Consider the following 25,355-nt stretch of genomic DNA (forward strand, 5'->3'; position numbering starts at 1 on the left):
AAAATCAAATCACTGCTCATAACCTCGCAAACGCGATATAATCGAAGACGAGCGGCTTTTGGGCCGATGAGACCATCATCCGGTTGAACTGTCCTCTGTGATACTGGCCGTGCAGCGCGACATGCGTCACAATCTCGCGGACTGAAGTTTCAAAAGGCGTCCCCTGCTGATTGGTATAGGTCACGATGCTATCCAGCTTTTGCTCGGTGAGCGTCTCGAGATACTGATTATAGCTCCGCTCGTTGTCTCTCATCATGGCAGCAATATCGGACTGCACGCCGTCTTTCCACAAGGTCAGATGCCGCGTGCTGCCGCCATTCAGGCGGATCAGCCAGACCTGCTCCGCTACCGCCATGTGCCGAAGCAGCCGGAGCGCTGCCGGATCCTGCACTTCACCTTTCTCCAATAATTCCACAACCTGGCGATTGGCCCAAAAAAGATGCTTCATCATGAGCGACACTGTCTTCATGGCCGCTTCCTCCTCTTCTCCTGATCGGATAGATACGTTTCAAAATACGGACAGAGCCGCTTCTCCCCTGCTGCCGGCGCTATCAAATCGGTCGTCGTGACGGCGCTAAGGAAGGCCGCCGCCCCGTGTAGCGGATGGTTCACCCGCTTCAGAATCGCCAGGCCCGCCGCGATCAGCCAATGGGGCAGCCGGAGCAGCCTGGGAGTTCTGCTGACGAGCGTGCCTGCCAGCTCAGCCAGCTCCCGGTAGGTGAACACTTCCGGCCCGCCGACCGATAGCTCGGGAGGCCCGCCCTCCGCCGACTGCACGCAGAATCGGGCAAGATCGGCTCCGTGGATCGGATTCATCCGGCAATCTCCCTTGCCGGGCAGCATGATCACCCCTTTTGCACCCATGTGTAGCAGTTCGGTCAAATCAGAGTAAAATCCTGTTGGTCTGATAATCGTATACGAGAGACCCGATCCGGTCAATGCTTCTACGAACCGTTCCCTGGCTTCCACCAGCTCCAGATGACGGAATTGCTCCGCCTGGAACACTGATATAAACAAGAATCGCTGTACACTCGCTCGGACTGCCTCATACAAAAGATTCATATTCGCACCAAAATCGACATCCTCATAGGTGAAGCCTTCCTGTTGTCTGGTAATCCCTACAGACGAGAAGACGATATCCACCCCGTCGCAGAGCCCACGGAGCGACTCAGGCCGGGTCAGTTCGCCGACGAATATCTCATCGGCCAGATCTGCGATGGCAGGAGCCAGGAACGGGCCTTCCTGCTGTAGGGCCTCTGGCCGTCGCACCACTACCCGGACCCGGAAGCCCTGACGCTTGAACTCTTGGACCACATAGCGGCCGAGATACCCGGATGCGCCGGCAATCAGTACGGTTTTCATCCCACCTCACTCCCTCATCTGCGATACGGTTCTTCGCGAACCAGATGGCCATAGACGATCTTAATGAACAACAGCGGCATCAGCCACTCAAAGCCCGGGACGGCATCGACGACATAGCCATTAATTAGGAAGGCCACCATGATCAGCAGCATGGCAACAGGGCGTTGCAAGTACAGCGGCGTCATGAGCACCAGAGCAACAGATAGGAGATAGATGATGTACCAGGATAGGCCATATATCCAATCTCCCCCGCCATGCCATAGGCCGACGACCACCGGATGAAGATGAAGGATGCTGAACCAGACGGGATGCTTCAGGACACGACCGGTCTTCCCTTCATGCGGCTTGGGCGGCGTGTGATAGAATCGCTTGCAGGAATTAAGGGCATTGGAGACGAGTCCGCCGCTGATGTCGGCAGCCAACACCAGAGCAACGATGATCTGGGCGATCGACCACGATACATCTCCCCGCCCTATCATAACCGCTACAAAAGCTGGAATGATCAGCGCTGATAACAAACTCAGCCAGCGTTCGGAATCGTACGCGCCTGTGCCTGCGGAGAAATCGGTTTTGCCTTCATAGGACCAATCAATCCGTGGAGCTTTATTGTTCATCTCGCAGACCTCTTTCTGTTTAATAATTTTAAAATGAGTATACTCATTTTTCGGGGTTGAAAAGAGCCGCTTCATCGCGGCTGGATAATACTCAGGTAAGCGGACCACGGTCCGACATCCGCCCGGTAACGGCCCGCCATCACCCTGAGGATCTGACTCAGGTGCGTCATATCGTGGACAACCCATGTGGCGATCAGCTCGCTCACGCTGACGTTGCCTAGCTCCGGATGCACCGCTGTATGAGCCAGTTGCTCCTTATCTACGTTCATCTCATGCAGCAGCTCCAGGCTGGATGTACGCTCTCTCCTGAAAGCAAGCAGCAGATGGTCGGGGGATTGCCCGCTGACCCGCTGCTTATGCGCGAACCGGTCGAAAGCCGGCAGCTTCGCGCCGCTGCCCGTGAGCATCCCTCGCAGGCGCGGCATCCAATTCGTACGCTCGGCCTCCACCAGATGCGCGAGCACTTCTGTCGCGTCCCAGGTGTCGGCGCCTTCATGGCAGGTCAACCAAGGCTCCGGAAGTCCGGCGAGCAGCGCCTCCAGCACATCAGGCGTTCGCTGGAGCAGCGGCAGCGCTTCATCTAGTCGCATCCAGTTCACCTCCTATTCGAAACGTCTTCGCGGATATGACCTGTCAATACAAACAAGATCTGATCATGCATCGCCTGCAGCAGCGCCTCATAGGTCCACTCCTCCATCAGCACATACTGGGAGAGCAGAGTAACGACGCAGCCGAAGATGCAAGTGGATGCGGTCTGCATGTCGAGCTCCGCCAATGCTTCGGGGTAAGCTTCTCGCTGCACCTCCAAAAAAGCAATCATCTGCTGCAGCATGCGGTCGTCTGCGGCAAACAGGCCGCTGCGGGCTTCAGCACTGTCGATGGAAGCGCCACTGTAGACGAGCGCGAAATAATCCCGCAGCAGCCCACGGCTTACCTGCTTCATCTTGGCCAATTCCTGATCCAGCATGGCAACGATCGTCGCAGTCAGGTGCCGGGCGCTCATCTGTGACAGCACGATATCGGCTGCCTGCGGATCATCGGAAGGCGGCATGACCGCAGCGACGAAGAGTTCCCCTTTATTGCGATAATAGTTAAACAGCGTACCTTCGGCGATCCCTGCTGCACGTGCAATCTCCGCAGTCGTTACCTGCTGGTAGCCTTTGGCTTCGAACAGCCGGGCAGCTTGCTCCAGGATGGCTCTCCTTGTTTCTTCTTTCTTGCGCTCCCTTAATCCCATCATGGTCTCCCGTCTGTGTAAGTTCTAGGTGTCCGCTTGCTTCCGGCTGGCGTGATAAGCATGCTGCACCCGTTCGATCTGCCGCAGATGCACGTGCAGATGTTCGGTATAGCCTTCCACGATCTGCTGCAGCGTCTGGATCCCGGCTTCCGTATGCACGCCCGTGCGTTCCCAATCCGCAGGCGTTAACTCACGCAGCACCGCTGCCATCCCTTGGCGGAGCACTGCGAACAGTTGGATGGCCAGCTGCGGATCTTGCGTCTGAGTGGCCAAACGGGTGGTCCATTTCTTCTCATCAATCGCCGTCAGGAGCGGCCTTTCTTCGGCGATGACGCTCTTCATCCGGTGCACCGCCACTATCTCGGCATCGGCGACATGGACGATGATCTCGCGGATCGTCCAACTGTCGGCAGAGCTGCGATAGTCTAGCTGCTCCGGCGGGAATGCCTCTGCAGCCTTGCTCAGCTTCACTACTCCGCTCTCATACGCTTGAATGATTGTGTCCATCAGGCTTGCCTCCCTTGAAGAAATATGAGTACACTTATTTTAGAGTGTACTCATTTTTTGTAAGAAGTGCAAACTATATTTTGCTGTTTGGCATTCCACGCTTTTTGCGCAAGTAGCGCCTGCTGGGTCCGCTTAGCATGATAGGTCAGCTTGGGGACAAACGTACGCGGTTCCCGTAGGCGCTATGTCCCGCCCGCTTCTACTGACAGCCGGAGCTCTCTCCCAATACAGCCACTTTAGACGATGGGAACCGCACAGAACCTGCCGAAACGGTACTCCTACCTGCCTGGCTGCCACCGCTCGGCACAACTCAGCGGCGAGCGGTCAGCGAACGATAAACGAGCAGCACATTGCCCGAACGGAACGCCTTGACCTCCGCCAGCTCCAAACGCATGCGCGGGTTCAGACGGCTCAGGAACGGCCGGCCGCTGCCCAGTACGACCGGATTGACGATCAGTTGATACTCATCGATCAGATCGGCCTGCGACATCGACGCTGCCAATGTGCCGCTGCCCAGGATGGCCACATCCCCGCCGCCGGGCGGCTGCAGCCCGACATAACTGTCCGCGATGTCGCCGCTCAGCACAGTTGTATTGTGCCAGCTCGCATGCTGCAGCGTATGAGTGGCCACATACTTCCGCAGACGGTTCATATGCCCGGCGACCCTATCGTTGTCCACCGCTGCTGCGGTCGGCCAATAATCGGCCATCAGCTCGTATGTTACCCGGCCGAAGAGGATGGCTTCTACCGATTCCAGCAGACCGGATGTATAGGCGTTGTACTCCCCGTCCACCTGATGCCAACCGATCTCCCGGTCGGGTCCCTCGAAAAAACCGTCCGCCGATACCATCATTTGCGAGATCCATTTAGCCATCAGCACCCGCTCCTCTCTCGCCTTGTCTCCGGTAATGCAGCATCACGACACCGCCCCCGAATCGGCGCGCCTCCACGAGCTCCAGCCCGACCTTGTGCTGAAGTGCGGGGAAAAATGGCTTGCCATCGCCTAGCAGAACGGGGTGGGTATACAGATGGAATTCGTCGATCAATCCAAGCTCCATAAAGGTAGCCGCCAAGCCAGCGCCGCCCAGGAGCATATCGCCGCCCCTCCTTGCCTTTAGGTCCTCAACCGCGTGCTGGATGTTGTCGCGGACAAGCCTGCTGTTCCACTCCACACCCTCCAGCGTCCTGGAGAATACGACCTTCTCCACCTGCTTCCATGACTGGGCAAACGCAATCTCCTGCGCCGTTGCCAAAGGCTGCTCATCTGCCGTCGGCCAATAAGCCGCCATATTCTCATAGGTGTGTCTACCGTACAAATGCATATCGACTTGCGCTTCCCTATCCTGAATGTAGGCAAACAGTTCTTCATCCGGCGCGCTCCAGCTGATATCCCCTCTCGGTCCTTCGATGAAGCCGTCCAGAGATACCATTTGGGAATAGATGACTCTTCTCATTGCCCTACCTCCTTCAACATTGCTAACCCTTCCTAACCATAACATACCAAAAAGCCTGGATTACTTTTCAATTGCGGTCATGGGGGACTTGCTGGCCCCGGCTCTTGACGTTTTATAGTTTAGATACTAAACTAAATGCATGACACATTTCAAAGCACATATGGAGAACCAGCACAACGAGGAAGCCAATCAAGGCAGTCGAAGTCTCGGCCGGCTGATCATGCAGCTGCGAAGGCTGGAGCGTCAGCCCCACACGTTTGGCAGCGCCGGCACCCTGTCGCCAAGCGAAATTCATACCATCGATGCGATCGGCATCCAGGCTCCTATCCTGATGAGTGACCTGGCGGCCCGCTTGGGCGTGACTAAGGGCGCGATCACACAGCTCATCCAGCGATTGGAAACCAAAGGACTGGTGTCCCGCACGCCTCATCCCGAGGACGCTCGCTCCACCCTGCTCTCCCTCACTCCGCTAGGAAAGGAGGCTTACACGGCCCACGAGGCTGTCCATCATCAATTCTATGATCGCCTTCGCACGCAACTGAGCGAGCAGGAGATCCGGGCATTTGAGAAAAGTCTGGCGATATTGAATGACATGCTGGAGCCGCACAACGGTTCTAAAAGCAGAAAGGAAAGCGGCTATGAATGAAAAGATCGTTGTCATTGGGGGTTACGGCCATGTCGGCGGCAGGATCGCTCTGGAGCTGGCGAAACGTTATCCGGGGCAGGTTATCGCTGCAGGCAGAAATCTTGTGAAGGCGGAGGCGTTCTGCGAGCCAAGCGAAGGACGCATCCTTCCGATGGCGATTGATGTGTCTAAAGAGACGGAGGCTGCGTTGCTAGAGGATGTGCGTCTGGTCATCATGTGTATGGATCAGCAGCATACAACTTTTGTCCGGGCATGCCTGGACAGAGGGATCCATTATATCGACGTCTCGGCGGATTACCGCTTCCTCTCTCAAGTAGAGGCTCTCCATGAGACGGCAGCCGGCAGCGGTTCGACGGCTGTACTGAGCGTCGGTCTCGCTCCGGGGCTGACCAACTTGCTGGCGAAGCATGTGCACAGTCTTGTTGATACGACGAAACGCATCGAGATCAGCGTCTTGCTCGGGATGGGCGATGACCACGGCGAGGCCGCCCTGGCCTGGACACTGGACAACGCCGCCACTGATTTCACAGCGCGAACACACCATTCAGGAGAAGAAATGAGAAGATCCAGCATGGGCGACGGCAGGAGGGTAGATTACGGCGGGTCGCTGGGCTCACGACGGGCGTACCGCTTTAACTTCGCCGATCAACACATCCTATCGCGGACACTGCATGTCCCGGAGGTATCCACGAGACTCTCTCTGGATCCCGGATGGCTGACAGATACGATGGCCGCCGCCAAGCAGCTCGGCCTCCTGTACCTGCTCCGCAGCCCCCGTCTCCAAGCCCTGGCGATCCGCGCCTTCTCGAATATCCGGATCGGCCAGCCGATCTTCGCAATCAAGGTCGAGGCACATGGCAGCCGCAACGGTCAGTACGCGATAGCCGAAGCCATCTTGACCGGCCGTCATGAATCCGAGGTCACCGCTCTCGCTGCGGCAGCAGTCGCCACGCATCTTTGCAGCAGCGAGACACCGGGCGGTGTGTTTCATATTGAGCAGTTGTTTGACTATAACGAGCTGGCGCCGGCATTCGATGAAACGGCATCCTTGACGATCCGGTAAATCCTCGTTAATCCACCAGCTCCCAGGCAGGGTTCCAGACAATCTCCCACAGATGGCCGTCAGGATCCAGGAAATGGCCGGAGTACCCGCCCCAGAACGTGTGATGCGCCGGATCCGGGATGACCGCTCCCGCCCGCTCGGCCTGCGCCATGATCGCATCGACCTCTTCGGCGCTGCCGACGTTGTGGCCGATCGTCATCTCGGTAGAGCTGGGTGCGCCGGGCGGTACCTTGGCCTCATGAGCCAGATCCTTGCGCTGCCAGATCGCCAGCTTCAGCCCTCCCTGCAGCTCGAAGAAGGCCACAGCGCCGTGCTCGAACTCCCGGCCGATGATCCCCTCAGTCGGGAAACCGAGTCCATCCCGATAAAAGTGCAGAGATCTCTCCAGATCATCTACTCCGATCGTCAGCACAGAAATGGTTGGTTTCATCATTCTTTGATCCTCCTATTTCAATTACGTATGCCTGCCCCCCTATTATGGACCAGCCGCATGGTCTCATTCTTGTAAAAAACGGTCATCTTGCATTTAGATACCCGTTTGTTCGGACCAGATGTTCATTATTGATCGAAAGCATCTAATACTGCCGTTCTGTATCAACCAGATTGATGGAGGGTTTGCCTTCTTTCAGATAAGTCGCCAGATTGGCCAGGAAGATATCCAGTACCCGCTCTTCGTAACGGTCTGTAACGCCGCCGTTGTGCGGGGTCATGATCACGTTGCTGAGCGTCCACAACGGATGCTCTGCCGGCAGGGGCTCCTGCTCGAAGACATCCAGACCGGCGCCCGCGATGACTCCGCTGCGGAGCGCATCGACCAGCGCATCGGTGTCGACTGTTGCTCCGCGGCTCACATTGATGAAGATGGCTGTCTCCTTCATCCGGGCAAACTGCTCACGGCCGAACATATGATGCGATTCATCGGTCAGCGGCATGATCGCCACGACGACGTCGCTCTCGGCCAATACCGTATCCAGATCGTCCAGGCCATACATCCGGTCGATCGTGTCGACGGGCGCGGCCGAGCGCCGGACGCCAAGCGTCGTCATCCCCAATGCTTTGGCCATCCTTGCGAGTTCCTCTCCTATCGCGCCAACGCCGACGATCCCCATCGTCTTGCCGTAGATCTCCGTAAGTCCGCCGGGGTTCTCCCAATGCCGCTCTGCCTGATTGCGGATCGAGATATGCAGCTTGCGGCCGAAGGCCAGGATCATCGCCAGCGCCGTCTCCGACACCGGGTGAGGGTGCACGCCGCTGGCCGTCGTCAGTGCGATGCCGCGCCGCGACATGAGCGCGAGCGGCATCCTGTCGATCCCCGCTCCCCACGCCTGCACCCACTTGATGCTCGTATCCTCTGCTTCGCAAGCCTTCTCTGCTTCACCCTTCCAGCCGCAGATGATATCTGCCGACTTCAGGTCAGCCGCGAGATCTTCCGATTGATCCGCGATCACGACTGTAACCTCGGGAGCCGCCTCCCGGATCCGACGGATCCCCTCCTCCGAGAGCTGCGGAAACACGATCATGGTTGACATACGCATCCACTCCTTCAACCTGTGATAGATTATGTAAATACTCATTACCCACTTACCCTGTTGTGCTTCGGTGCGAATCGAAAAACGGAATTTCTTTCAAAACCATTATACCCAAGGTGAAACGGCTTCGCCTAAGAGTTTTGCAAAGCAAAACTGGCTTCGTAAGCATAAGGCGCAGCGTGTTTCATTCCGGAGAAATAAAAGCTAAGTTGATGAGAAAATCATGTACGCTTATATTTGCAAAAAAGCCGCTGCTCCCCTAATTAGAGAACAGTGGCTGTATGTTTTATTCACTTCGCCGATTCATAAAATTGTGACGCAGGAGATAGAGGAAGAACGGTGCGCCGAGCAAGGTCGTCACTGCCCCGACCGGCAAGCTCGAGACGCGATGCTCCAGGCCAGGCAGGGTCAGCGTCAATGTGACGCTCTGCCCCGCCCAATCTGCCGCTGTCAGCAGGGCAGCCGAGAATAATGCGCTGACCGGAAACAGCCGCATCGGATGTCCCCCGACGAGCCGTCCGGCGATATGCGGACCGATGAGACCGATGAAGCCGATCGCGCCTACAACCGATACGGCCGACGCTGTCAGCGCTGCGGCCACGAGCAGCAGCATCAGCTTGGTCCGGCCGGCCGCGAGCCCCAGTCCCACGGCTGTATCATCGCTGAACCGGAGCACAGCGGCTCGACGGGCCAGCAGCAACGCCAGGATGACAAAGGTCAGCCCCCACGGCCATAAATGATGCCAATGCGTCCAGACCCGTCCATTGAGGGAGCCGAAATTCCACAGCAGGATCGAAGCGAGCCCCTGCTGCTGCCGGAGCAGCAGCAGGGAGGTCAGCGACTGGAGGATCGAGGTCGCCACGATGCCCGTCAAAGCCAGCCTTGCGCCGCTGTTGCCTCTCCAGCCATTAAGCAGGTAGATGAAAAGCACCGTCAGGATCCCTCCTGCCATGGCAAGGAACGACAATTGATTGCCGGAGAGCGAAGCGGCCGGCAGCAGTTGCATCGCAAGCACCATGGACAGTACGGCACCAGCCGATACGCCGATCAGCCCCGGCTCGACCAGCGGGTTGCGAAGCACGATCTGCAGGATCGCTCCCGCGAGGCCCAGCATCGCGCCGGCAGCGATCGCGATCAGCACGCGCGGCAGTCTCAGATTCCAGACGATGTGCCGGCCAGCAGGATCTTCAGACAGGTTGAGCAACGCCCCGGCTACCTCTGGCAGCGACATGACAGTCCGGCCAAATGCAAGATGGAGCAGAACCAGTGACAGGAGCAGCACCGACAACACGGCGAGGGTCCACAGAAAACGCCGGGTGCCGAACGTTCCCGAGCCTGAGCCGAGGAGCCTAGCCATGGATTCCCCCTCCTCTTCTACTCACGATATACACCAGGAAAATAGAACCGCCGATCAGCGTCGTCCATACGCCAACGGGAAGCTCCATCGGCTCCAGCCACAGCCGGGCCAACTGATCGGCCGCTGTCAGGAGCGCCGCGCCGCATACAGCCGATACAGGCAGCACCAGCCTCACATCCTGCGACCGTATGATGGCTCTGGTCAGATGTGGAGCCAGCAGCGCGATGTAGCCGATCGGGCCGCACTGCGCCACCGTCACTGCGACCAGCAGTGCACAGACGATGAGCACGAGCAGTCGGACTCGATCGACCTTGATCCCCAGACCGGCAGCTGTCTCGTCGCCGAGCTGCAGCAGATTGACCGAGCGGGCGAGTCCTAGTGCCAATGGCAGCATGAGCACAGTCCAGGGCAGGATCCGCAGCACCTGATCCCATCCGCGATTGGCCAGTGATCCGAGCAGATATGTGTAGAGCAGATTCACATCGTTGCCGGTGCCCAATGTGATCAAGACGACCAACAGCCCGTTCAGCATGGCCGATACGGCCATCCCTACGAGCAGCATGCCTGTCGCGCCTTTGCTTCCTTTGGCAGCCAGGACGACGACAAGCCCGCCAGCCAGACCGCCCGCCAGCGCCAGCAGCGGATGCAGGTGAAACGGTATGGGCATGTGCAGCACGGTGATCGCGGCCACAGCCAGCGAAGCCCCCGCTGATATGCCTAGCAGCTCCGGTCCTGCCAGCCGGTTGTTCAGCGCACCTTGCATCAGCGTGCCTGCCGCTCCCAGCAGCGCGCCGACGATCAGGCCCAGCAGGAAGCGCGGCAGTCTGATGTCGATTACGATGGTACGGGCGAGCTCCTCGCCGCCTCCTGCCCACAAGAGCTCCGCTAGTGCCTTCCAGCTCAAGAACGGCGTACCCGATCTCAGTCCGATCGCCATCGTCAATGCCAGTGCGACGAGCATCAGAAAAACCGGAAGAATCACTTTTCTTCCGGTCACATGACGTGTCTCCTCTGTTATCAAAGCCGTGCCTCCTACTGGAGATCCGGATAGAGGATCGCCATCGACTCGTCGATCAGGATGCCCAGGGAGCGCGTCCCCCTGCCGTCGCCCCAGATCGGCGAGCGAACCTCGTGGACCTGTCCGCTCTGTACCGCTGCGAGCTTCTCCCATAGCGGCGATGCCGCCAGCTGCTCGGAGATTGGCGCGGCGTCCGGACTGAACGTGTAGCTCTGCACGAAGATGACGTCCGGATCCTCCGTCAGCAGACGCTCCAGCGAATAAGGAACAGCGCCTTCTCCGAATGGATCGTCCTCCGGCTTCTCGACTTTCCATGGATAGTCCGAGATCTCCTTCATGACCGTACCGCCGAGACCCGAATCAGTGATGACCGAGAAATTCACATCCGAGCCGTAGATGATCAGCGCCTTCTTGTCCTTGGGAGCCTCGGCGGAAGCGCCTTCCAGCTTGTCCTGGAACCGCTGCTGCGCAGCCGCGGCCTCCTCTGTCCTGCCGGTGAGCTGGCCGATCGTCTCCAGGATGGCGAGCGAATCGTTATAATGCACCGGATTGGCCAGGTAGAGTGGCGCTATCCCTTCCAACCCCTCGCGCAAGGCATCATGCACACCCTGCAGACCGATGACGAGATCCGGTGCGGCAGTGACAAGGTCCTCCAGGCTCGGCTCGAAGAAGCTGCCGCCGATCGACGGGAAGGTCTCGCCCTTGCTCCCGTAGAACTCCGGTGCGCTGGCGATCACCCGGACGCCGCCTTCGGCGACGGCCACCGGCTCCATACCCAGCTCGGCAAGCACATCGACACAGAGCGACACGATACACGCCACCTTCACTACCGGCTCGTCAGCCGCGATCGTCTCGCCGGTCACATCCTTCGCAGTTACAGCCTGGAAGATCTCTTCTTCCCCTGCAGCCAGATTGCCTCCGCTATTGCCCGCAGGCGCTGCATTCACAGGTGCGGCATCCGTCTCCTCCCTGTTCTCCGCCGGATTGCCGCAAGCCGCCAGCAGGAGCAGCACAACAATCATCATGAGTAATAATGCCGATTTCTTTCTGTTTCCCATTGTCCGATTCCCCTCAACATATACGTAATTATTACTATTATAAAATCAACGTTTTAATTGTAATGATTACTTTTAACTTTGTCAAGGAATGTATTGCGGCAAACCCAAAGGGCAGCCTGCTGCCAGGCTGCCCTTATCATCGCATCTTATGTCCGATCCGCGATCTTGAAGCGACGTACCGACGTCTGCAGCTCCTCTGCCATCTCCGTCAAATGGCGGATCGCGCTCGTAATCTCCTGCATCGTCGCGCTCTGCTGCTGGACCGCAGCTGCCACCTCTTCATAGCCTGCCGACTGCTCCTGCGTTATCCCCGAGATGCTCTGCATCGACCCGGCGATGACCTCAAAGGAACGATCGGCCTTGTCGAGCGCCAGCTGCAGATGATCCATCCGTTCCGAGAACGCCGAGATGCCGCTGTAGATCAGATTGAAATTGTCATACATGTCCCGGATCCAGACTTGGCCCTGCTCCACGGCCTGAGACCCTTGAGAGATGCTCTGCAGGACGAGCACACTGTCATGCTGCGTCCCGGAGATCAGCTCGGTCACTGAGCCGGCAGCTTTGGACGACTGGTCGGCCAGCTTCTTGACCTCGTCAGCTACAACGGCAAAGCCTTTGCCATGCTCGCCGACACGCGCTGCCTCGATAGAAGCATTGAGCGCGAGCAGATTGGTCTGCTGGGCGATATCCGTGATGATCGTGATGATCTCACCGATCTCCCTGGACCGTGAATCGAGCTGTGTCGCCGCCTCCTGGGACTGCCGCATCTCCTGCTGGATCGCATCCATCTGCCGCAGCGTCTGCTCGACCAGTTGCTGACCTTCTGCCGACTGGGTGCCGGCCGCCCGGGCCATCTCCTGCATCGATCGGACTTCCTGGTTGACTGCCGCCAGGTCGGTATGGACCTCGCCGATCGCAGCGGCACTGCCAGTAATCGATGATGCGACCTCAGCCACGCCCTCATGCATATGATTCATCGTGCCCGCCAGCTGCTGCGAGCTGGTGTTCATTTCCTCCGATGATTGGTACAGCTGGGCACTGGTCGCAGTCACCGTCTGAGCAGAGGCCGAGATCTGCCGGATCAGCGTCTCCAGATTGCTGCGCATGTCTTCGAATGCCTTCGCCAGCTTGCCGATCTCGTCCGACCGCCGGATCGAGACTTGCTCCGACAAGAATCCGGAGGCTACCTTTTCCGTGCCCTGGGCAAGACGAATGATCGGCCTGGTTATACTGCGGCTGATGAAGTAAGCGACCAACGCCCCGACCACCGCCACGATGATCATAATTACCAGCGTTACGGTGTACACCGTCGCTCTCGTCTCCGGCACGACGGAGGCGTCGAGATCGATGCCGGCCAGGCCGGCATTTTGCCCGCTCGCGTCTTTCAAAGGGATAAAGACGGATTTGTGGATGCCGTACTCGTCTTCGTAGATTGAGCTTACGATCTGCCTGTCCGTCTCCAGCGCCGCCTTCATCTCGTCCGTGAATGGATACTCGGTGCCATAATCGTCATCGACACCGCTCAGGATGACGATCTGCTCCCTTTCCCCGGCGCGCCATAGGATATAGACGTTCTCCAGCGAATAATCGTCCTGATAAGACTCCAGCTGCGCCTTGATCTTATGATAGGCCGGATGATCCGGGCCATCGATATCGAATGCCTGCTCGGGAATCGCGGCCAGATAATTGGCTACGGCCTGGATGTTCGTCGTCAGCCGCAGCTCGAATTGATCTTCCAGCTTGTCGGAAAGGTTTTTGTTCATCTGATATACGGTAATCCAAAATACAGTACAGATGAGCAGCACCAATACTAATATGCTGCTCATGATTTTTACGAGCATCCTGCCCCGAAAGCTCCTCGCGGGGGGTGATTGATCCTGCTGTTCCAACGTCCTACCTCCTACTGATGATCGACGGATTCGCATAGGCTGCATAAGCTTTCCCGATCCGCTCTGTCAGATAATCTACTATTCCATACACATCTCCTGGCTCGGTATACGGGGAGATGACGAATATTTTGGCCGCATATAATGCGGTGAAGCCGCCGTCGATAGTCGGTACGACCAGATGCTTCTTGGTGTCCCCGAAGAAAATACGGTCCCGCTGCTCGCCGAGCGCCTCGAACAGGCATGCATTGAGACGGTTGGTGCGCTCGATCTCCTCAAGACTGCAGCTTCCGGAGAGCTCCTCCTCGAAGCCCGGCCCGCCTTCGGGATAGATCCGGAAGAGCGTCACGATGCCGGGGTTGTCCGCGTTGACAACTATCGCCTCCGGCAGCTGTGTACGGAGCACTTCCCTGAAGGTCAGGTTGACCTCGACCAGTTGCCCCAGCAGACGCTGATAACCTTCCACGCCGAAAGCCAGCAGCGCACTGTAAATGCTGATCGAGCTGGCCATCCGCGAGCATTCCAGCGTATAGCCCGTATGATACTGTCCGTACCCGCGGTGCCCCACATACGGGGTCTCGTCCGGCTGGAGATCGATCAGCCTGAGATCGGCCGCATCCTTGACCAGGAAGAGACTGGTCAGGTAAGGTGTCTGGCCGAGCTTCTGGAAGTCAAAGCAGAGCGAATCGGCGTACTGCAGATGGCGCATCTTGCGTGCGATGGCCTGCAGCGCCTCCCTGACCTGCGGCTTGAAGCCGAGCGGATTGTCCGCAAAATCATACGCGTTGAAGAAAGCGAAGAAGCCGCCCAGCGCCGAGTCGGCATGAATATGAGGACGCTGCAGCCCATGCCTCACCGCAACATCGGCTGCGGACGCGTAGATCAGCTCGGCATCGTCGATGCCCATGGCATCGGTCGTGCCGGTCGTCGCGACGATGTAGACCGGGATGCCGCCGCCTGCGATCACCTTCTCCAGCTTCGCCCGGAGATCGTCCACATCCATCGCGCTGTCCGCCCGCGTACGTACTTTGATCAGTTGATCGCTGCCGATCCCTGTCGCTTCCATCGACTTGAACAAGCTGTAGTGCGCCGAGTCGGAGCAGAATGCGAACAGATTGCCGGGTACGCCCTTGCGCGGGGCCTCCGGTGCGAACTTGGCGATCGCCAGACGCAGGCCGGTGAAGACGGCGCCCTGCCCGCCCCAGGTCGTATATCCGCCGCTGCGGTGGGCATCGTAACCGACCAGCTTGGACATCATGCTGATGACCCTTACCTCCGCTTCGGCACCCGCAGGCCCATAGACATCCCACAGATTGTTGCCATTGACCAGCATCGCCGTGATCATCCCCAGGATGCCGGGCGTACTGGCCATCGGCAGGATATTCGTCAGGAAGTAGCGTGTATGGTACGGATGATCATGCAGCAGCTCGAGCAGCTCGCGGTTTACCTGCTCCAGCTGCTTGCCGCTCTGCGGGATGATGCTCGAGCGGATCAGATCCTCATAGAAGCGCTCGGTACGCAGCTTCTCCCCTTTAAGATTGACTCGGTCCGGATCCTTGAGCTCGTCTACTCCGCTGACGAGTTGTTCGATAAGCTGCAGGAGTCTTTCTCTCTCTTGCAGATCGCCATCCTCGCTAGGGAATAACGAGGTTACAGCCGTGTGGTTTCTCTCTCTCATTGCTTCATCTCCTTCTCCAAGGTCACACAAAAAAGGTGAACACAGGACAAAAGGCCCGCAATTCACCCATTACTCAAGTGCAGCTGGCTGACTTATCCCTGAGGAGTTAGTCCCTTTAGCTTTGCGTCCCTATCTTTCAATAGGTTTGCCTAACTATTCATTTCCGAAGAAAAAGTGAAACTTTCTATACCTTTGACCCACTCAATCTGATAATCCCGATAGTTATTATAGTTCATTAGAATCATCTTGGCAACATAATTTACCAAAAGTTTAAATTGCTAACCACCCTGTATTGTTTGCACTTAAATTCCACAAAAAAACTTCCCGAGTTATTAACGGGAAGTCGTGAAATACATTTAGGTGTGCGGCGCATACTCGACGTAAGCTTCTTTTACGTGCAGAACACTAAGCGGCCGATCCTCGATTATCGCTTTGCGTTTGGCCTTGAGCATGACCTGCTCCATGTCTGCATAGCTGCAGCCGGCCAAGCATTCCTGCGCGTATGCTCGGACCTGCTCTTCATGTCCAAAGTCGCCGATCAAGAGACCGATATACTCCGACCTGGCCCCATCATCGGGCATACAATACGACATTTTCGTATCGAAGCGACGCCAGATTGCCATATCGAGCTCGGTCTCCAGATTGGTGGCAGCCGCCAGAATACTGTTGCCGTCGAACTCATCGAGACATTGCAGCAGCGTATTGACTACCCTCGCCATTTCTTTGACTTCATCGTTGTTGTCTCTGGTGCGGGCGATCGCGTCAAACTCATCCAGAAACAGTACACACGGCTCCGACTTGGCATAATCAAAAATTTTGCGGACATTGCTCGCCGTCTCGCCCAGGTGGCTGTGGATGATCGCGTCCAGCCGCACAAGCACGAGCGGAATTTCGAGCCGGGATGCGAGATAAAAAGCGGTTAGCGTCTTGCCTGTCCCCGGCGGTCCGTACAAAACAACCTTATTGGGAATCGGCACATCGCAGAGCTCGAATTTTTCTTTCATCCCGAGGATGGTTACGAACTCCTCGACGATCTGGCGATTTTTGGGCGGCAGTACGATTCGCCTTACTTTTTTTGCACATTCTTTAGGTGCGTAGTAAGTGGCTGTATCGATTCCCTTGGCTCGGGGGATACGAGAGTTCGATTTGGTTTTGCTCATGGGGCAGTCTCCTTGTCCTTCTGTTGCCTGTGGTTTAATCGTAATGTTTACATTTTATTATAGCAAGCGAAGGTGAATGCAAGCAAGTTGTTAGTCATGATTATTTATCTTCGCATCGCTGCTAGCGGACGGAAGCTAACGACACAAACCCCTGCCAGATGAATGACAGGGGCTTGCTACAATAACGATGTTAAGCTGCCGATTGCAGCCTCAATCTATCGGTTCTCTAGCAATCGTACGATGACCGCCACAGCTTCCGCCCTCGTCGCGCGGCGCTCGGGACCGAAGCTCCCGTCCGGATAGCCAAGCATCACACCGCTGGAAGCAGCCGCTCCAATCGCTTCTCTCGACCAGGCTGCAAACGCCGCTTCATCCTCGAAGCGAGTCGGGGCGCCGCTGCCTTCCCATCCCAGAGCACGCATCAGCATGACCGCCATCTCCTGACGGGTGACGACCTGATCCGGAGCAAAGGTACGGTCATTCATCCCCGTGACGATACCGGCCCCCACCGCTATGGCGATCGAGCTTCTAGCCCAATGGGCTTCCGTATCCTCAAATACGAAAGCTTCTTCAGGTGGCAACCCGAGCGCCTGTACGATGATCTGCACAAACTCCGCTCTTGTCATGTTGTCGTATGGCCTGAACGTGCCGTCCGGATAACCTGTGATGATGCCCGCTGCTGCCAGACGCTCGATCTCCTGGCTGGCCCAATGCGCCGCCGGCACATCGGCAAAATGAATCGTCAGCGGTTCTGGCTTCTCTGGCTCCCGCGGCACCTCCGGAGCCTGCGGCTCTTCGGGAGCACCAGGCTCCGGAGGCCCAGTCGCATCAGCCGACTCGCGCCATTGGGCCGTCAGACTAAGATCGGCAAGGACACTGGAAGAACCCGTAAATGCTTCCCCATCCACCGTATACCAGCCTTCGAAGATATAACCTTCCCGCTCAGGGACAGGCAGCGCGCCAGGCGGGTAACCTGGTGCAACCCGGATGCTGTTAACCGCACTTCCGCCCCCTGTGTCAAAGCTGATCAAGTAATAGACCGGATATACGGGTGCAGGAGCAGACGCTCGCTCCGTAATGGATACGGTATAGGTGGCTGTAAATCCTTCATATAAAATCGTCAGAGTCTGCTGAGCAACCGGCTGCCTGCTGTCGAAACCGCTGACCATATCCGCCGTTACCGGCAGGGTAGTCTCACTCTCATCATTCCAGCGGACAACCAGCTGCAATCCCGTGACATTCAACGTATCACCCACGCGATACTGCGTCTGGTAAGCAGAATCCGAACGGATGCCAATTTCGGTAATCACGGGCTCTCCGGGCTCTCCGGGCTCTCCGGGCTCTCCGGGCTCTCCGGGCTCTCCGGGCTCTCCGGGTTCTCCGGGTTCTCCGGGCTCCTCAGGTTCCTCTGCTTTGATAATGGTGATCGTATACAGCCGCGTCTCGCCATTCTCTGCAGACACCGTTAGCCGGACCGTCTGGCTGCCTGGAGATAACGGCACAGCCCCGCTCCTCTCGCCGCTGGTCAGCTCGACCGGCCCCCACACCAAGGCTTCCTGCCCGTCAACTAACGACGCGTCTATCTTGGCTGCCGTATCTGCAGCCACCGCCGCTACAGCGACAGCGTCCATGGTATGCGGCACTTCTGCCGTATAGGTCAATTGCTCTTCCGCAAAGGCCGGACTCAACTCCAGCTCATCCTCGGCATGATAGAATAGAAGGTTGCTGAGACTGTTCACATCGCTCGGCTCGCGAAGCCAGATCGCATACAGCGTCGTGGAGGCCGTGACGCTCAGGCGACTTCCCGGCGCATAGGTCGTCCCGGAGCCATCCGCCGCGGTGTTCCAACCGCCAAACGAATGTCCTTGCAGAACAAGTTCATTGGCATTGCCGAGCACGACAGCCTCCTCTCCTGCCAAGTAAGCCTGCTGATCTAAAGGCGGTGTCCCGCTAGTATGGCCGTTCCCCTCATAAGTGACAGCGTACCGCTCCCTTTCAGGCATCGTCGCCTGCAGCATGGCATACGCCCGTTTATTCCCCCGGACATCCCGAACGATGACGTTAAAATAATAGATTCCGCCTTCTGTCAGATTGTCGATTGCTATGGTATCGATATCGGCTGTATACGGTTGTAACGGGGTTCCATTCGATTCAAGGGAAGCTACCGTGTTCAGATTGGCCCGATCCGACTGGTAGACCCGGTATTCCAGCTGTTCTTGCACACTGATATTATCGGTTGCCTTGTCCCATCGAAGTGTCAGCTCTGTATAGCTATCATATTCAGGAGCAATAACCATACTGGGGGCGCTAGGCGCCGTGATATCCAGAGACGCGCGGCTCTGCACTGGAGTTGGTCTCAAAGTAGCCGTATTGTCACCTAACTGACCGGAGCTGTTCAATCCCCAGCTCCATACATTGGCGTCCTGCCTCATAGCGATCGTCGAGAATCCGCCGGCCGCCACGTCAGCCGCTTGATCCAGAACCTGTACAGGCCTGTTGCGGTTAGTACTCGTACCGTCGCCAAGCTGACTGTAATTGTTCAACCCCCATGTCCATAAGGTGCCGTCCGCTTGGATAGCTGCACTATGGAATCCGCCGCCAGCCATCGCTACCACTTCATCCAGGTCTTCAACCTGTGTTGGCGCAGTCACTCTGGCACTGTTGAAGCCCGTGCCTACCGCTCCCCACTGGTTTTCACCCCATGCCCAGAGTGTCCCGTCCGCCTGCAATGCCAGACTATGATTGCCGCCCGCCGCAATTGCGGTCATATCGATTAGTCCCGGGACAGGGGCAGGAAAAGCGCGGTGTGTCGTCGTTCCGTCACCCAACTGTCCTTGTCCGTTATCGCCCCAGGCCCACACCGACCCATCCTGCTTCAACGCCAAGCTGTAATAGCCGCCTGCCGCGACTGCGATGACATCCTCGAGACCATGGACTTGGACAGGTACCAATGTCGGATCTGTTGTTCCGTCTCCCAGTTGTCCTGATGTGTTCAGTCCCCATGCCCAGACTGTGCCGTCCCCCCTCAAGGCCAACGCATGATAGCCCACGCTGTCCGTTATTTGGATGATGTCTGTCAATCCCAGCACTGGCACAGGGACCCTGCGATCTTCCGACGTACCGTCCCCCAGCTCTCCGTTATCGTTTTGTCCCCAGGACCATACCGTGCCATCGCTCTTGAGCGCCAGGCTGAATCTCGCCCCGCTCCCCACAGACGCTACTTCTGCCAAGCCGTGAACGCCAATCGGTCCGCTGCGGCTCGTGGTCGAATTATTGCCCAGCTGCCCGCGTTGGTTATTGCCCCATGCCCATACCGACCCGTCGCTTCCCACACTTAGACTATGATAGTAACCCGCAGCAATCGCAGGCTCCACGACATATTCCATGCCCATCGCTTTCCCCTGGTAGAAGGGAACATAGTAAGCAAGCAGGAGCAGACATAATCCCGTTAGCCATCCTTTTCTCAATGTTGTGCCTCCATTCTACAAGTGATCCCAATTTGTCATAAGTATAGGAGAGCTCATTTTTCAGAACAATTAACAAACGTTAATTCGGCTATTTTTCTCTGTGTCGGCCTGTTGTGAAGAAACGCAAAAAACGCGCTGCCCTTAAAGGAAGACGCGTCTTGAAGCGGGAGCTGTTATTCGAGGCTGGAACTTACAGCACTTGCCCTCGTACTATAGTTAGAACCCATTAAGAAATGGGTATATGGAATGAGACAAGAGGTCGCAAGGAGGAAAACATGTGCTCGCTAACCCCAGCTGGTATTTTGTCATTGCAAGTGTCATAGCAGTCGTCGGCATCATCATCGTGTATAAACAAATGATTACCTTCATCTTAACGGAAGTGGACCGCCGCCCTGACATCCCGCTTCTTTCGCTATTGAACAAGCAGCGAACGGCTTTTTTCATCAAGCTTCCGATCATTGAATTGATCCCGATCCTCCTGGTCGCCGTCGGGTTCATGAACGTAATCGATATCCCCGCCAGTTTGTCCTTTCTCGACATAGCCGTACCGTTGGCAATAGTCATTGGGTTACTGGCCGGCGGCGTGATCAGTATATGGATGACTACAAGCGTCGCGTTATCGCATGTGGAGGTGCAGGGGCAAGGGATGACGCAATCCTTTAAGGCCATGGCGATCCTGGCGATCGCGCTGATGGGTGCGATCCCGATGACATCGCTGGCTGCTTTCTTCGTCCTGATCGCGTAACAAGGGAGGCGGATCCTGCGGATCAACGCCGGGTCTGCCGCGGGGCTTGCAGGTTCTAGTGGATCACTCCGGCGTTCCGCGCGGCAAACGGACGACAAATTCGGTTTTGATCTCATCGCTGGTCGCCGTGATCGTCCCTTCATGCTGCTCGACGATGTTTTTGGCGATGAAGAGCCCCAGTCCCGTACTGTCCTCATGATAGGTCCGCGCCTTGTCGCCGGTGAAGAACATATCGAAGATCTGCGGCAGATCTTCCGGCAGAATCCGGTTGCCGTAATTGACGATGCCCACAACGACTTGATCTTCCTCGGCGATGCAGCGGATATCGATAAACTGACCTTCGCGCCCGTATTGGGCTGCGTTGCTCAGCAGATTCTCGAACACACGCGCCAGCAGCTCGCCATCGCCCCATGCATACGCGCCCGGATGGACATCCAGCCGCGCCGTCAGATGCATCTTCTCAAACAGCGGATATAGCTCTTCATTCAACTGCAGCAGCAGCTCAGCGACATCTACAAGCTTACGGTCGATCTGAAGCTTGCCGTAGTTCATGCGGGTGACCTCGAACAATTCATCGATCAACCGCTCCAAGCGCAGAGACTTGGTATAGGCAATCGAAGTAAAATGCTTCGCTTGGGACGGCTCCAGCTCTTCATTCTTAAGGATAAAATCCAGATAGCCAATAACCGAAGTGAGCGGGGTACGGAGATCATGCGCAAGATTCAGAACCAATTGCTCCTTGCTGCTCTCCGCAAAGTCTCCCCGCTGCAGAGCGCTCCGCAATTTCTCCCCCGCCAGGTTGATGTCGCGGGCGATATCTCCGAATTCATCTGAAGAAGGCACATTAATCTTGGCGTCAAAGTTGCCTGAGGCCAACTGGTTGATGCCTCCTGATATCTCCTGGAAGTAGCGGGCATAACGCTTGGTAAGCATGAGAAAAAAAACGATCGACAACGGGACAAAGAATAGGAGAAAGAAATTCACATCTCCAACCTCGCGGATAAACCAGCGAATCCGGGTCGTCGCATCGCTTATGTCGGTCGTGTAATAATAGAGCTGCGCGGCTTTATAGATCGCGAAGGTTATCACCGCGGCACATAACAAGCTGCAGCAAAATAATAACAGCATGTTGAACCGAAAGCTGCGAAAGATGTTACCCATGGAATGAATACCCAACTCCCCATACGGTTTTGATCAGCTTGTTCTTATTCAGATCCTCGCCGAGCTTCTTGCGCAAGGTCCGGATATGTACCATCACCGTATTATTGCCTTCGTAATAATCCTTGCCCCATACCTGTTGAAAGATATTGTCCGAGCTGAACACCTTTTTCGGGTGACTGGCCAGCAAGTGCAAGATGTCATATTCCTTCGGGGTCAGCTCCACCGGCTTGCCGCTGACGAGCACCGTACGTTCCTCGGGATGAATCACGACACTGCCCGCCTCGATGATCGGCTGTGCTTGGGGCATCGGACGACTGAACTGCATAGCCCGCCTCAAGTGGGCGTTCACTCTGGCAACCAGCTCCATCGGATTGAACGGCTTGGTCATATAATCGTCGGCCCCCTGGACGAGACCGGTGATTTTATCGAGATCCGAGCTTCTCGCGCTCAAGAACAGGATAGGGAAATGATACTTGTCCCGAATCCTCCTGGTCACCTCATAGCCATCCAGCTTCGGCATCATAATATCCAGTATCGCCAGATCAATCGGCTGGCTGGTTATCACCTCGACTGCCGCCTGACCGTCAGGCACCGTGATACAGCGGTAGCCTTCCCTGTCCAGATGCAGCATGACCAGATCCGCGATCTCGGCATCATCTTCAGCAATCAGTATCGTAATCGGCTTCACGCCTACACCCTCTCTACATATGCTTTATGTTCAGTTTATCATACTCGCTTGGTGCGGACAGGCATAATATCCGTTTCCCGCGGAGCAGATGCCATCCCTGATGCCTTGCCCCACAATACATAAGCGAGGACTCCGCATAACCCCCCCACGGTGTTCAGGATGATATCATCCACATCGAAGGTTCCCATGGCGAAGATCGCTTGGGACATCTCCAGAAACAGGCTGAGCATCAGCGATTTCCCCAGCACCTCGGGGACGATGAACCTTCGGTCTGATCCGAGCAGTCCCAGCAGGAGACCGAAAGGCATAAAAATACCGATATTCCCAACCAAATTGATATTCCCGTGACGGGTACCCGCATCCAGCGCACGAGTTATCTCATGAAAGGGAATGAGATTGCCCCTCTGGATCCGCTCCACGACACGCAGCGGCTCTTGCCAGCTGATCTGGAATTGGTGAACCAAAAAAGACACATCGATGGCGTGACCTTTGAACAGGATAACCTTGATCAGCAAAGAAAAATAGATGATAAGAAGAATCTGAAGGAAAACGGTACGATAAGTCATGACTGCTCCGCCCCCGTTTCCGTCCTCGCCTCCCCGATCCGTGTCGTGACCACGATTCCATCCCGGTTATCGCCGGACAGCATGTAATTGTCCATGACCGGAACTTCAAGCTGCTCTTCACTGCCGAAAGCATAATACGACACTTTATATGATATCCCGTCCAGTTCAAAAACTACATTTTTTTGCTCCTTCAGAAAGTCCAGATACTCCTCCAATACGAAACCATGCTGCTGCATAATCGCACTGTGTGGAAGACCGACGTAACGGTAATGCCACGGCTCGTACATCACCCCGGTAATCTCCGTCTTATCTTCGGGGTACCGCAGGATAAACCCGTGCTTCCAGGCATGCTGCGCCAGCCACTTCCCTTCCGGCGCATCCTTCATCAAGCCGAGCCTGGAGCCGATATCCATCGCCAGACCCAGATTATGTTCACTGTGGCCCGGCGGATGGGCAGCCTCCGGCCCTCGATCATTGTAGAGCATAGCCTGCTCTGTCTGATCCCTGTATCCGCTGGTGATCAGGAATTGATCTATGCCATCCGCGCTGGCCGACGCAACCATAGCGGTGAATCGTTCCAGTAACTGCTGCGGCATCTCCACCTGGTTATCCAGGATGCCGAACCCCTCCAGCAAGTGCTGATTCTCAAACAGGTTGACCACGTCCTTTACAACCAGATTATCAGGCACCGGATGCTCCGGATCGATGAGCAGCAGTTCCCCCGCATAGACGGCAGTCCGGTCTACCGTGATGCGGGGTGAGTCGTCGTGGTCTGCTGTTTCTGGGATATGAATGACATCCGACGCGACCACCTCTTTATCACGCGGTGATTCCTGTTGCTGCTGCCCTGTCAATGCGCCATATACGAGCACAAACACGAGGGCTAAGCCCGCCACTATTTTTTTCATCCATGACACTCCTCTCCTAACCTGTTCTAGTAGGATAAAGGAGAGTTCTAAAAGAATTCATCGGATAAACTTAAAATATTTATAAAGTCGTGCTTGACCTTAACGCAAACGTTAATGATATCGTTCTAATCAGCATCTGATGACCTTGAAATGATAGAGGAGTGAAGCGAGTGAAGAACAAGAACAAAGCTGAGTTTCCCGGCATCGGGAGCACGATCGGGGTTGTGACGGGGATACTCGTGGTGACAGCCGCAATATGGCTCTTATGGAGCGGACATGGCAATATTCGTTATACGGCGGACCACGGGGAAACGATGCCGATCTGGCACAAATGGATCCCTGCACTTGTCGGTATAGCTCTAATTCGTCTTATACCATTTAAACTACCCTATTACCAACCACTTGGAGATGGATATCCGCGACGAATCCTTCACCAAACCTGGATTTTAGTTAGCGCATGCATCATTTTTATGATGGGTTTGCTTCTAGTTGGCGAGGAACACCCGGCATTCCAGCTGTGGTATATGCTGCTCAAACTTATCTTCCTGCTGCTTGTTCCCTGGCTCGTGCTGCGGTTTTACCGGGGCAGCTCTTCCACTTCGCCCCCGCATGCAAAACCGCAAGCTCTGACCCGCTGGCATTGGTTCGCGCCGCTGGTGGTTTTGACAGTTTGGGCATATATCAACTTTTTCACGGGATTATCGGTGCCTTATGCTGCGAGCGAACTGACGGAACCCGTCATCGCGGCGATCTTTTACGTACTCATCGGGTTTTTCATCAATGGCGTGCTTGAGGAATTGTTTTACAGGGTGTGGCTGCAGACCCGATTGGAACGGCTGCTGGGTGTCTGGCCGGCCATCTTGCTTACATCGATCCTATGGGCGATCTGGCACATTGCGATTCAAGGCACCGGGGAGTGGCAGTTGGACTTGGCGACCGTGATTGCTAACCACGGGGTGACGGGGATATTTCTAGGCTACTTGTGGGCCAAGTACCGCAACGTGTGGGTTCTCTTCATTGTCCATGGCTTGATCAACGCCTCTCCCCGGTTTCTGCTTGATATATGGCTGAATTAACGAGGATCTAACGTCTGCAGCGCCGGGATCGTCGTATTGGTAGCCAGCACATCGCACACAGCATAATTGCGGCCGCTGTCCATGCGGCTCCCAGAGGCAGCATGAACAAGACGAGGGCATGCAGCATGAGACTCAGAATGAGACCGCTGACGATTCTGGCATGCCTAAAGATCAA

25 protein-coding genes and 1 riboswitch are annotated in these 25,355 nt (G+C 56.3%); of the genes, 4 read left to right on the forward strand and 21 right to left on the reverse strand.

What is annotated here, in order from left to right; all coding sequences use genetic code 11:
- Positions 1-16: 16 nt before the first annotated feature.
- From ABC336_RS04195 to ABC336_RS04230, 8 genes are all read right to left on the reverse strand, one after another.
- Positions 17-469 carry a DinB family protein gene (locus ABC336_RS04195; RefSeq protein WP_413237474.1) on the reverse strand — a complete coding sequence of 151 codons (453 nt, stop codon included), beginning with the start codon at positions 467-469 and terminating at the stop codon, positions 17-19.
- Positions 466-1,362: an SDR family oxidoreductase gene (locus ABC336_RS04200; RefSeq protein WP_413237475.1), complete on the reverse strand. Its 897-nt coding sequence runs from the start codon at positions 1,360-1,362 to the stop codon at positions 466-468. The genes ABC336_RS04195 and ABC336_RS04200 overlap by 4 nt, the downstream gene beginning before the upstream one ends.
- A gap of 14 nt (positions 1,363-1,376) precedes the next feature.
- Positions 1,377-1,976: a hypothetical protein gene (locus ABC336_RS04205; RefSeq protein WP_413237476.1), complete on the reverse strand. Its 600-nt coding sequence runs from the start codon at positions 1,974-1,976 to the stop codon at positions 1,377-1,379.
- 71 nt (positions 1,977-2,047) lie between these two features.
- Positions 2,048-2,566, reverse strand: a complete 519-nt coding sequence (locus ABC336_RS04210) for a DinB family protein (RefSeq protein WP_413237477.1) — start codon at positions 2,564-2,566, stop codon at positions 2,048-2,050.
- 5 nt (positions 2,567-2,571) lie between these two features.
- The gene (locus ABC336_RS04215) at positions 2,572-3,216 is read right to left on the reverse strand and encodes a TetR/AcrR family transcriptional regulator (protein WP_413237478.1); all 645 of its coding nucleotides are present in this window, start codon (positions 3,214-3,216) and stop codon (positions 2,572-2,574) included.
- Between the two features lie 21 nt (positions 3,217-3,237).
- The gene (locus ABC336_RS04220; protein ID WP_413237479.1) at positions 3,238-3,720 is read right to left on the reverse strand and encodes a DinB family protein; all 483 of its coding nucleotides are present in this window, start codon (positions 3,718-3,720) and stop codon (positions 3,238-3,240) included.
- A gap of 310 nt (positions 3,721-4,030) precedes the next feature.
- On the reverse strand, positions 4,031-4,594 hold the full coding sequence (locus ABC336_RS04225) for a dihydrofolate reductase family protein (RefSeq protein WP_413237480.1): 564 nt from the start codon (positions 4,592-4,594) through the stop codon (positions 4,031-4,033).
- The gene (locus ABC336_RS04230) at positions 4,587-5,174 is read right to left on the reverse strand and encodes a dihydrofolate reductase family protein (protein WP_413237481.1); all 588 of its coding nucleotides are present in this window, start codon (positions 5,172-5,174) and stop codon (positions 4,587-4,589) included. The genes ABC336_RS04225 and ABC336_RS04230 overlap by 8 nt, the downstream gene beginning before the upstream one ends.
- A 139-nt stretch (positions 5,175-5,313) precedes the next feature.
- On the opposite strand from ABC336_RS04230, the gene ABC336_RS04235 reads away from it, so the two are divergent.
- Entirely contained in the window at positions 5,314-5,820 is a 507-nt protein-coding gene (locus tag ABC336_RS04235) for a MarR family winged helix-turn-helix transcriptional regulator (RefSeq protein ID WP_413237482.1), read from the forward strand.
- Entirely contained in the window at positions 5,813-6,883 is a 1,071-nt protein-coding gene (locus ABC336_RS04240) for a saccharopine dehydrogenase family protein (protein WP_413237483.1), read from the forward strand. The genes ABC336_RS04235 and ABC336_RS04240 overlap by 8 nt, the downstream gene beginning before the upstream one ends.
- Before the next feature lie 7 nt (positions 6,884-6,890).
- Here the strand turns inward: ABC336_RS04240 and ABC336_RS04245 are convergent, their stop codons facing one another.
- The 9 genes from ABC336_RS04245 to ABC336_RS04285 all read right to left on the reverse strand — a co-directional run bounded on the left by ABC336_RS04245 (position 6,891) and on the right by ABC336_RS04285 (position 20,036).
- Complete coding sequence (locus ABC336_RS04245) at positions 6,891-7,313, reverse strand: VOC family protein (RefSeq protein ID WP_413242435.1); 423 nt, start codon at positions 7,311-7,313, stop codon at positions 6,891-6,893.
- Between the two features lie 145 nt (positions 7,314-7,458).
- The gene (locus ABC336_RS04250) at positions 7,459-8,412 is read right to left on the reverse strand and encodes a D-2-hydroxyacid dehydrogenase (RefSeq protein ID WP_413237484.1); all 954 of its coding nucleotides are present in this window, start codon (positions 8,410-8,412) and stop codon (positions 7,459-7,461) included.
- 286 nt (positions 8,413-8,698) lie between these two features.
- Complete coding sequence (locus tag ABC336_RS04255) at positions 8,699-9,769, reverse strand: FecCD family ABC transporter permease (protein WP_413237485.1); 1,071 nt, start codon at positions 9,767-9,769, stop codon at positions 8,699-8,701.
- Positions 9,762-10,766 carry a FecCD family ABC transporter permease gene (locus ABC336_RS04260; RefSeq protein ID WP_413237486.1) on the reverse strand — a complete coding sequence of 335 codons (1,005 nt, stop codon included), beginning with the start codon at positions 10,764-10,766 and terminating at the stop codon, positions 9,762-9,764. Before ABC336_RS04260 ends, ABC336_RS04255 begins: the two co-directional genes overlap by 8 nt.
- Before the next feature lie 35 nt (positions 10,767-10,801).
- Positions 10,802-11,845 carry an ABC transporter substrate-binding protein gene (locus ABC336_RS04265; protein WP_413237487.1) on the reverse strand — a complete coding sequence of 348 codons (1,044 nt, stop codon included), beginning with the start codon at positions 11,843-11,845 and terminating at the stop codon, positions 10,802-10,804.
- Between the two features lie 146 nt (positions 11,846-11,991).
- A complete protein-coding gene (locus ABC336_RS04270) occupies positions 11,992-13,671 on the reverse strand; it encodes a methyl-accepting chemotaxis protein (protein ID WP_413237488.1) in 1,680 nt (559 codons plus the stop codon).
- Between the two features lie 67 nt (positions 13,672-13,738).
- Entirely contained in the window at positions 13,739-15,409 is a 1,671-nt protein-coding gene (locus ABC336_RS04275) for a pyridoxal phosphate-dependent decarboxylase family protein (RefSeq protein ID WP_413237489.1), read from the reverse strand.
- 75 nt (positions 15,410-15,484) lie between these two features.
- A riboswitch (cyclic di-GMP riboswitch) is annotated at positions 15,485-15,569 on the reverse strand.
- Between the two features lie 196 nt (positions 15,570-15,765).
- Entirely contained in the window at positions 15,766-16,569 is an 804-nt protein-coding gene (locus ABC336_RS04280) for an AAA family ATPase (protein WP_413237490.1), read from the reverse strand.
- Between the two features lie 215 nt (positions 16,570-16,784).
- Complete coding sequence (locus tag ABC336_RS04285; RefSeq protein ID WP_413237491.1) at positions 16,785-20,036, reverse strand: RCC1 domain-containing protein; 3,252 nt, start codon at positions 20,034-20,036, stop codon at positions 16,785-16,787.
- 277 nt (positions 20,037-20,313) lie between these two features.
- Here ABC336_RS04285 and ABC336_RS04290 point away from each other — a divergent pair, with 277 nt between their 5' ends.
- Positions 20,314-20,781, forward strand: coding sequence for a hypothetical protein (locus ABC336_RS04290; protein WP_413237492.1), 468 nt, complete (start codon positions 20,314-20,316; stop codon positions 20,779-20,781).
- Positions 20,782-20,844: 63 nt separating this feature from the next.
- Here the strand turns inward: ABC336_RS04290 and ABC336_RS04295 are convergent, their stop codons facing one another.
- Genes ABC336_RS04295 through ABC336_RS04310 form a run of 4 tightly spaced genes read right to left on the reverse strand, consistent with a single transcriptional unit; the run spans position 20,845 to position 24,104 of the window.
- A complete protein-coding gene (locus tag ABC336_RS04295) occupies positions 20,845-21,942 on the reverse strand; it encodes a HAMP domain-containing sensor histidine kinase (protein WP_413237493.1) in 1,098 nt (365 codons plus the stop codon).
- A complete protein-coding gene (locus ABC336_RS04300; protein ID WP_413237494.1) occupies positions 21,935-22,630 on the reverse strand; it encodes a response regulator transcription factor in 696 nt (231 codons plus the stop codon). The genes ABC336_RS04295 and ABC336_RS04300 overlap by 8 nt, the downstream gene beginning before the upstream one ends.
- A gap of 38 nt (positions 22,631-22,668) precedes the next feature.
- Complete coding sequence (locus ABC336_RS04305; protein WP_413237495.1) at positions 22,669-23,196, reverse strand: VanZ family protein; 528 nt, start codon at positions 23,194-23,196, stop codon at positions 22,669-22,671.
- Positions 23,193-24,104: a M15 family metallopeptidase gene (locus ABC336_RS04310; protein WP_413237496.1), complete on the reverse strand. Its 912-nt coding sequence runs from the start codon at positions 24,102-24,104 to the stop codon at positions 23,193-23,195. The genes ABC336_RS04305 and ABC336_RS04310 overlap by 4 nt, the downstream gene beginning before the upstream one ends.
- A gap of 170 nt (positions 24,105-24,274) precedes the next feature.
- Between ABC336_RS04310 and ABC336_RS04315 the strand changes: the two genes are divergently transcribed.
- Positions 24,275-25,180: a CPBP family intramembrane glutamic endopeptidase gene (locus ABC336_RS04315; protein ID WP_413237497.1), complete on the forward strand. Its 906-nt coding sequence runs from the start codon at positions 24,275-24,277 to the stop codon at positions 25,178-25,180.
- Positions 25,181-25,355 lie beyond the last annotated feature (175 nt).

Origin of the sequence: Paenibacillus jepli (assembly GCF_047238105.1) — a bacterium.
In the GTDB taxonomy this organism is placed as follows: domain Bacteria; phylum Bacillota; class Bacilli; order Paenibacillales; family Paenibacillaceae; genus Paenibacillus_D.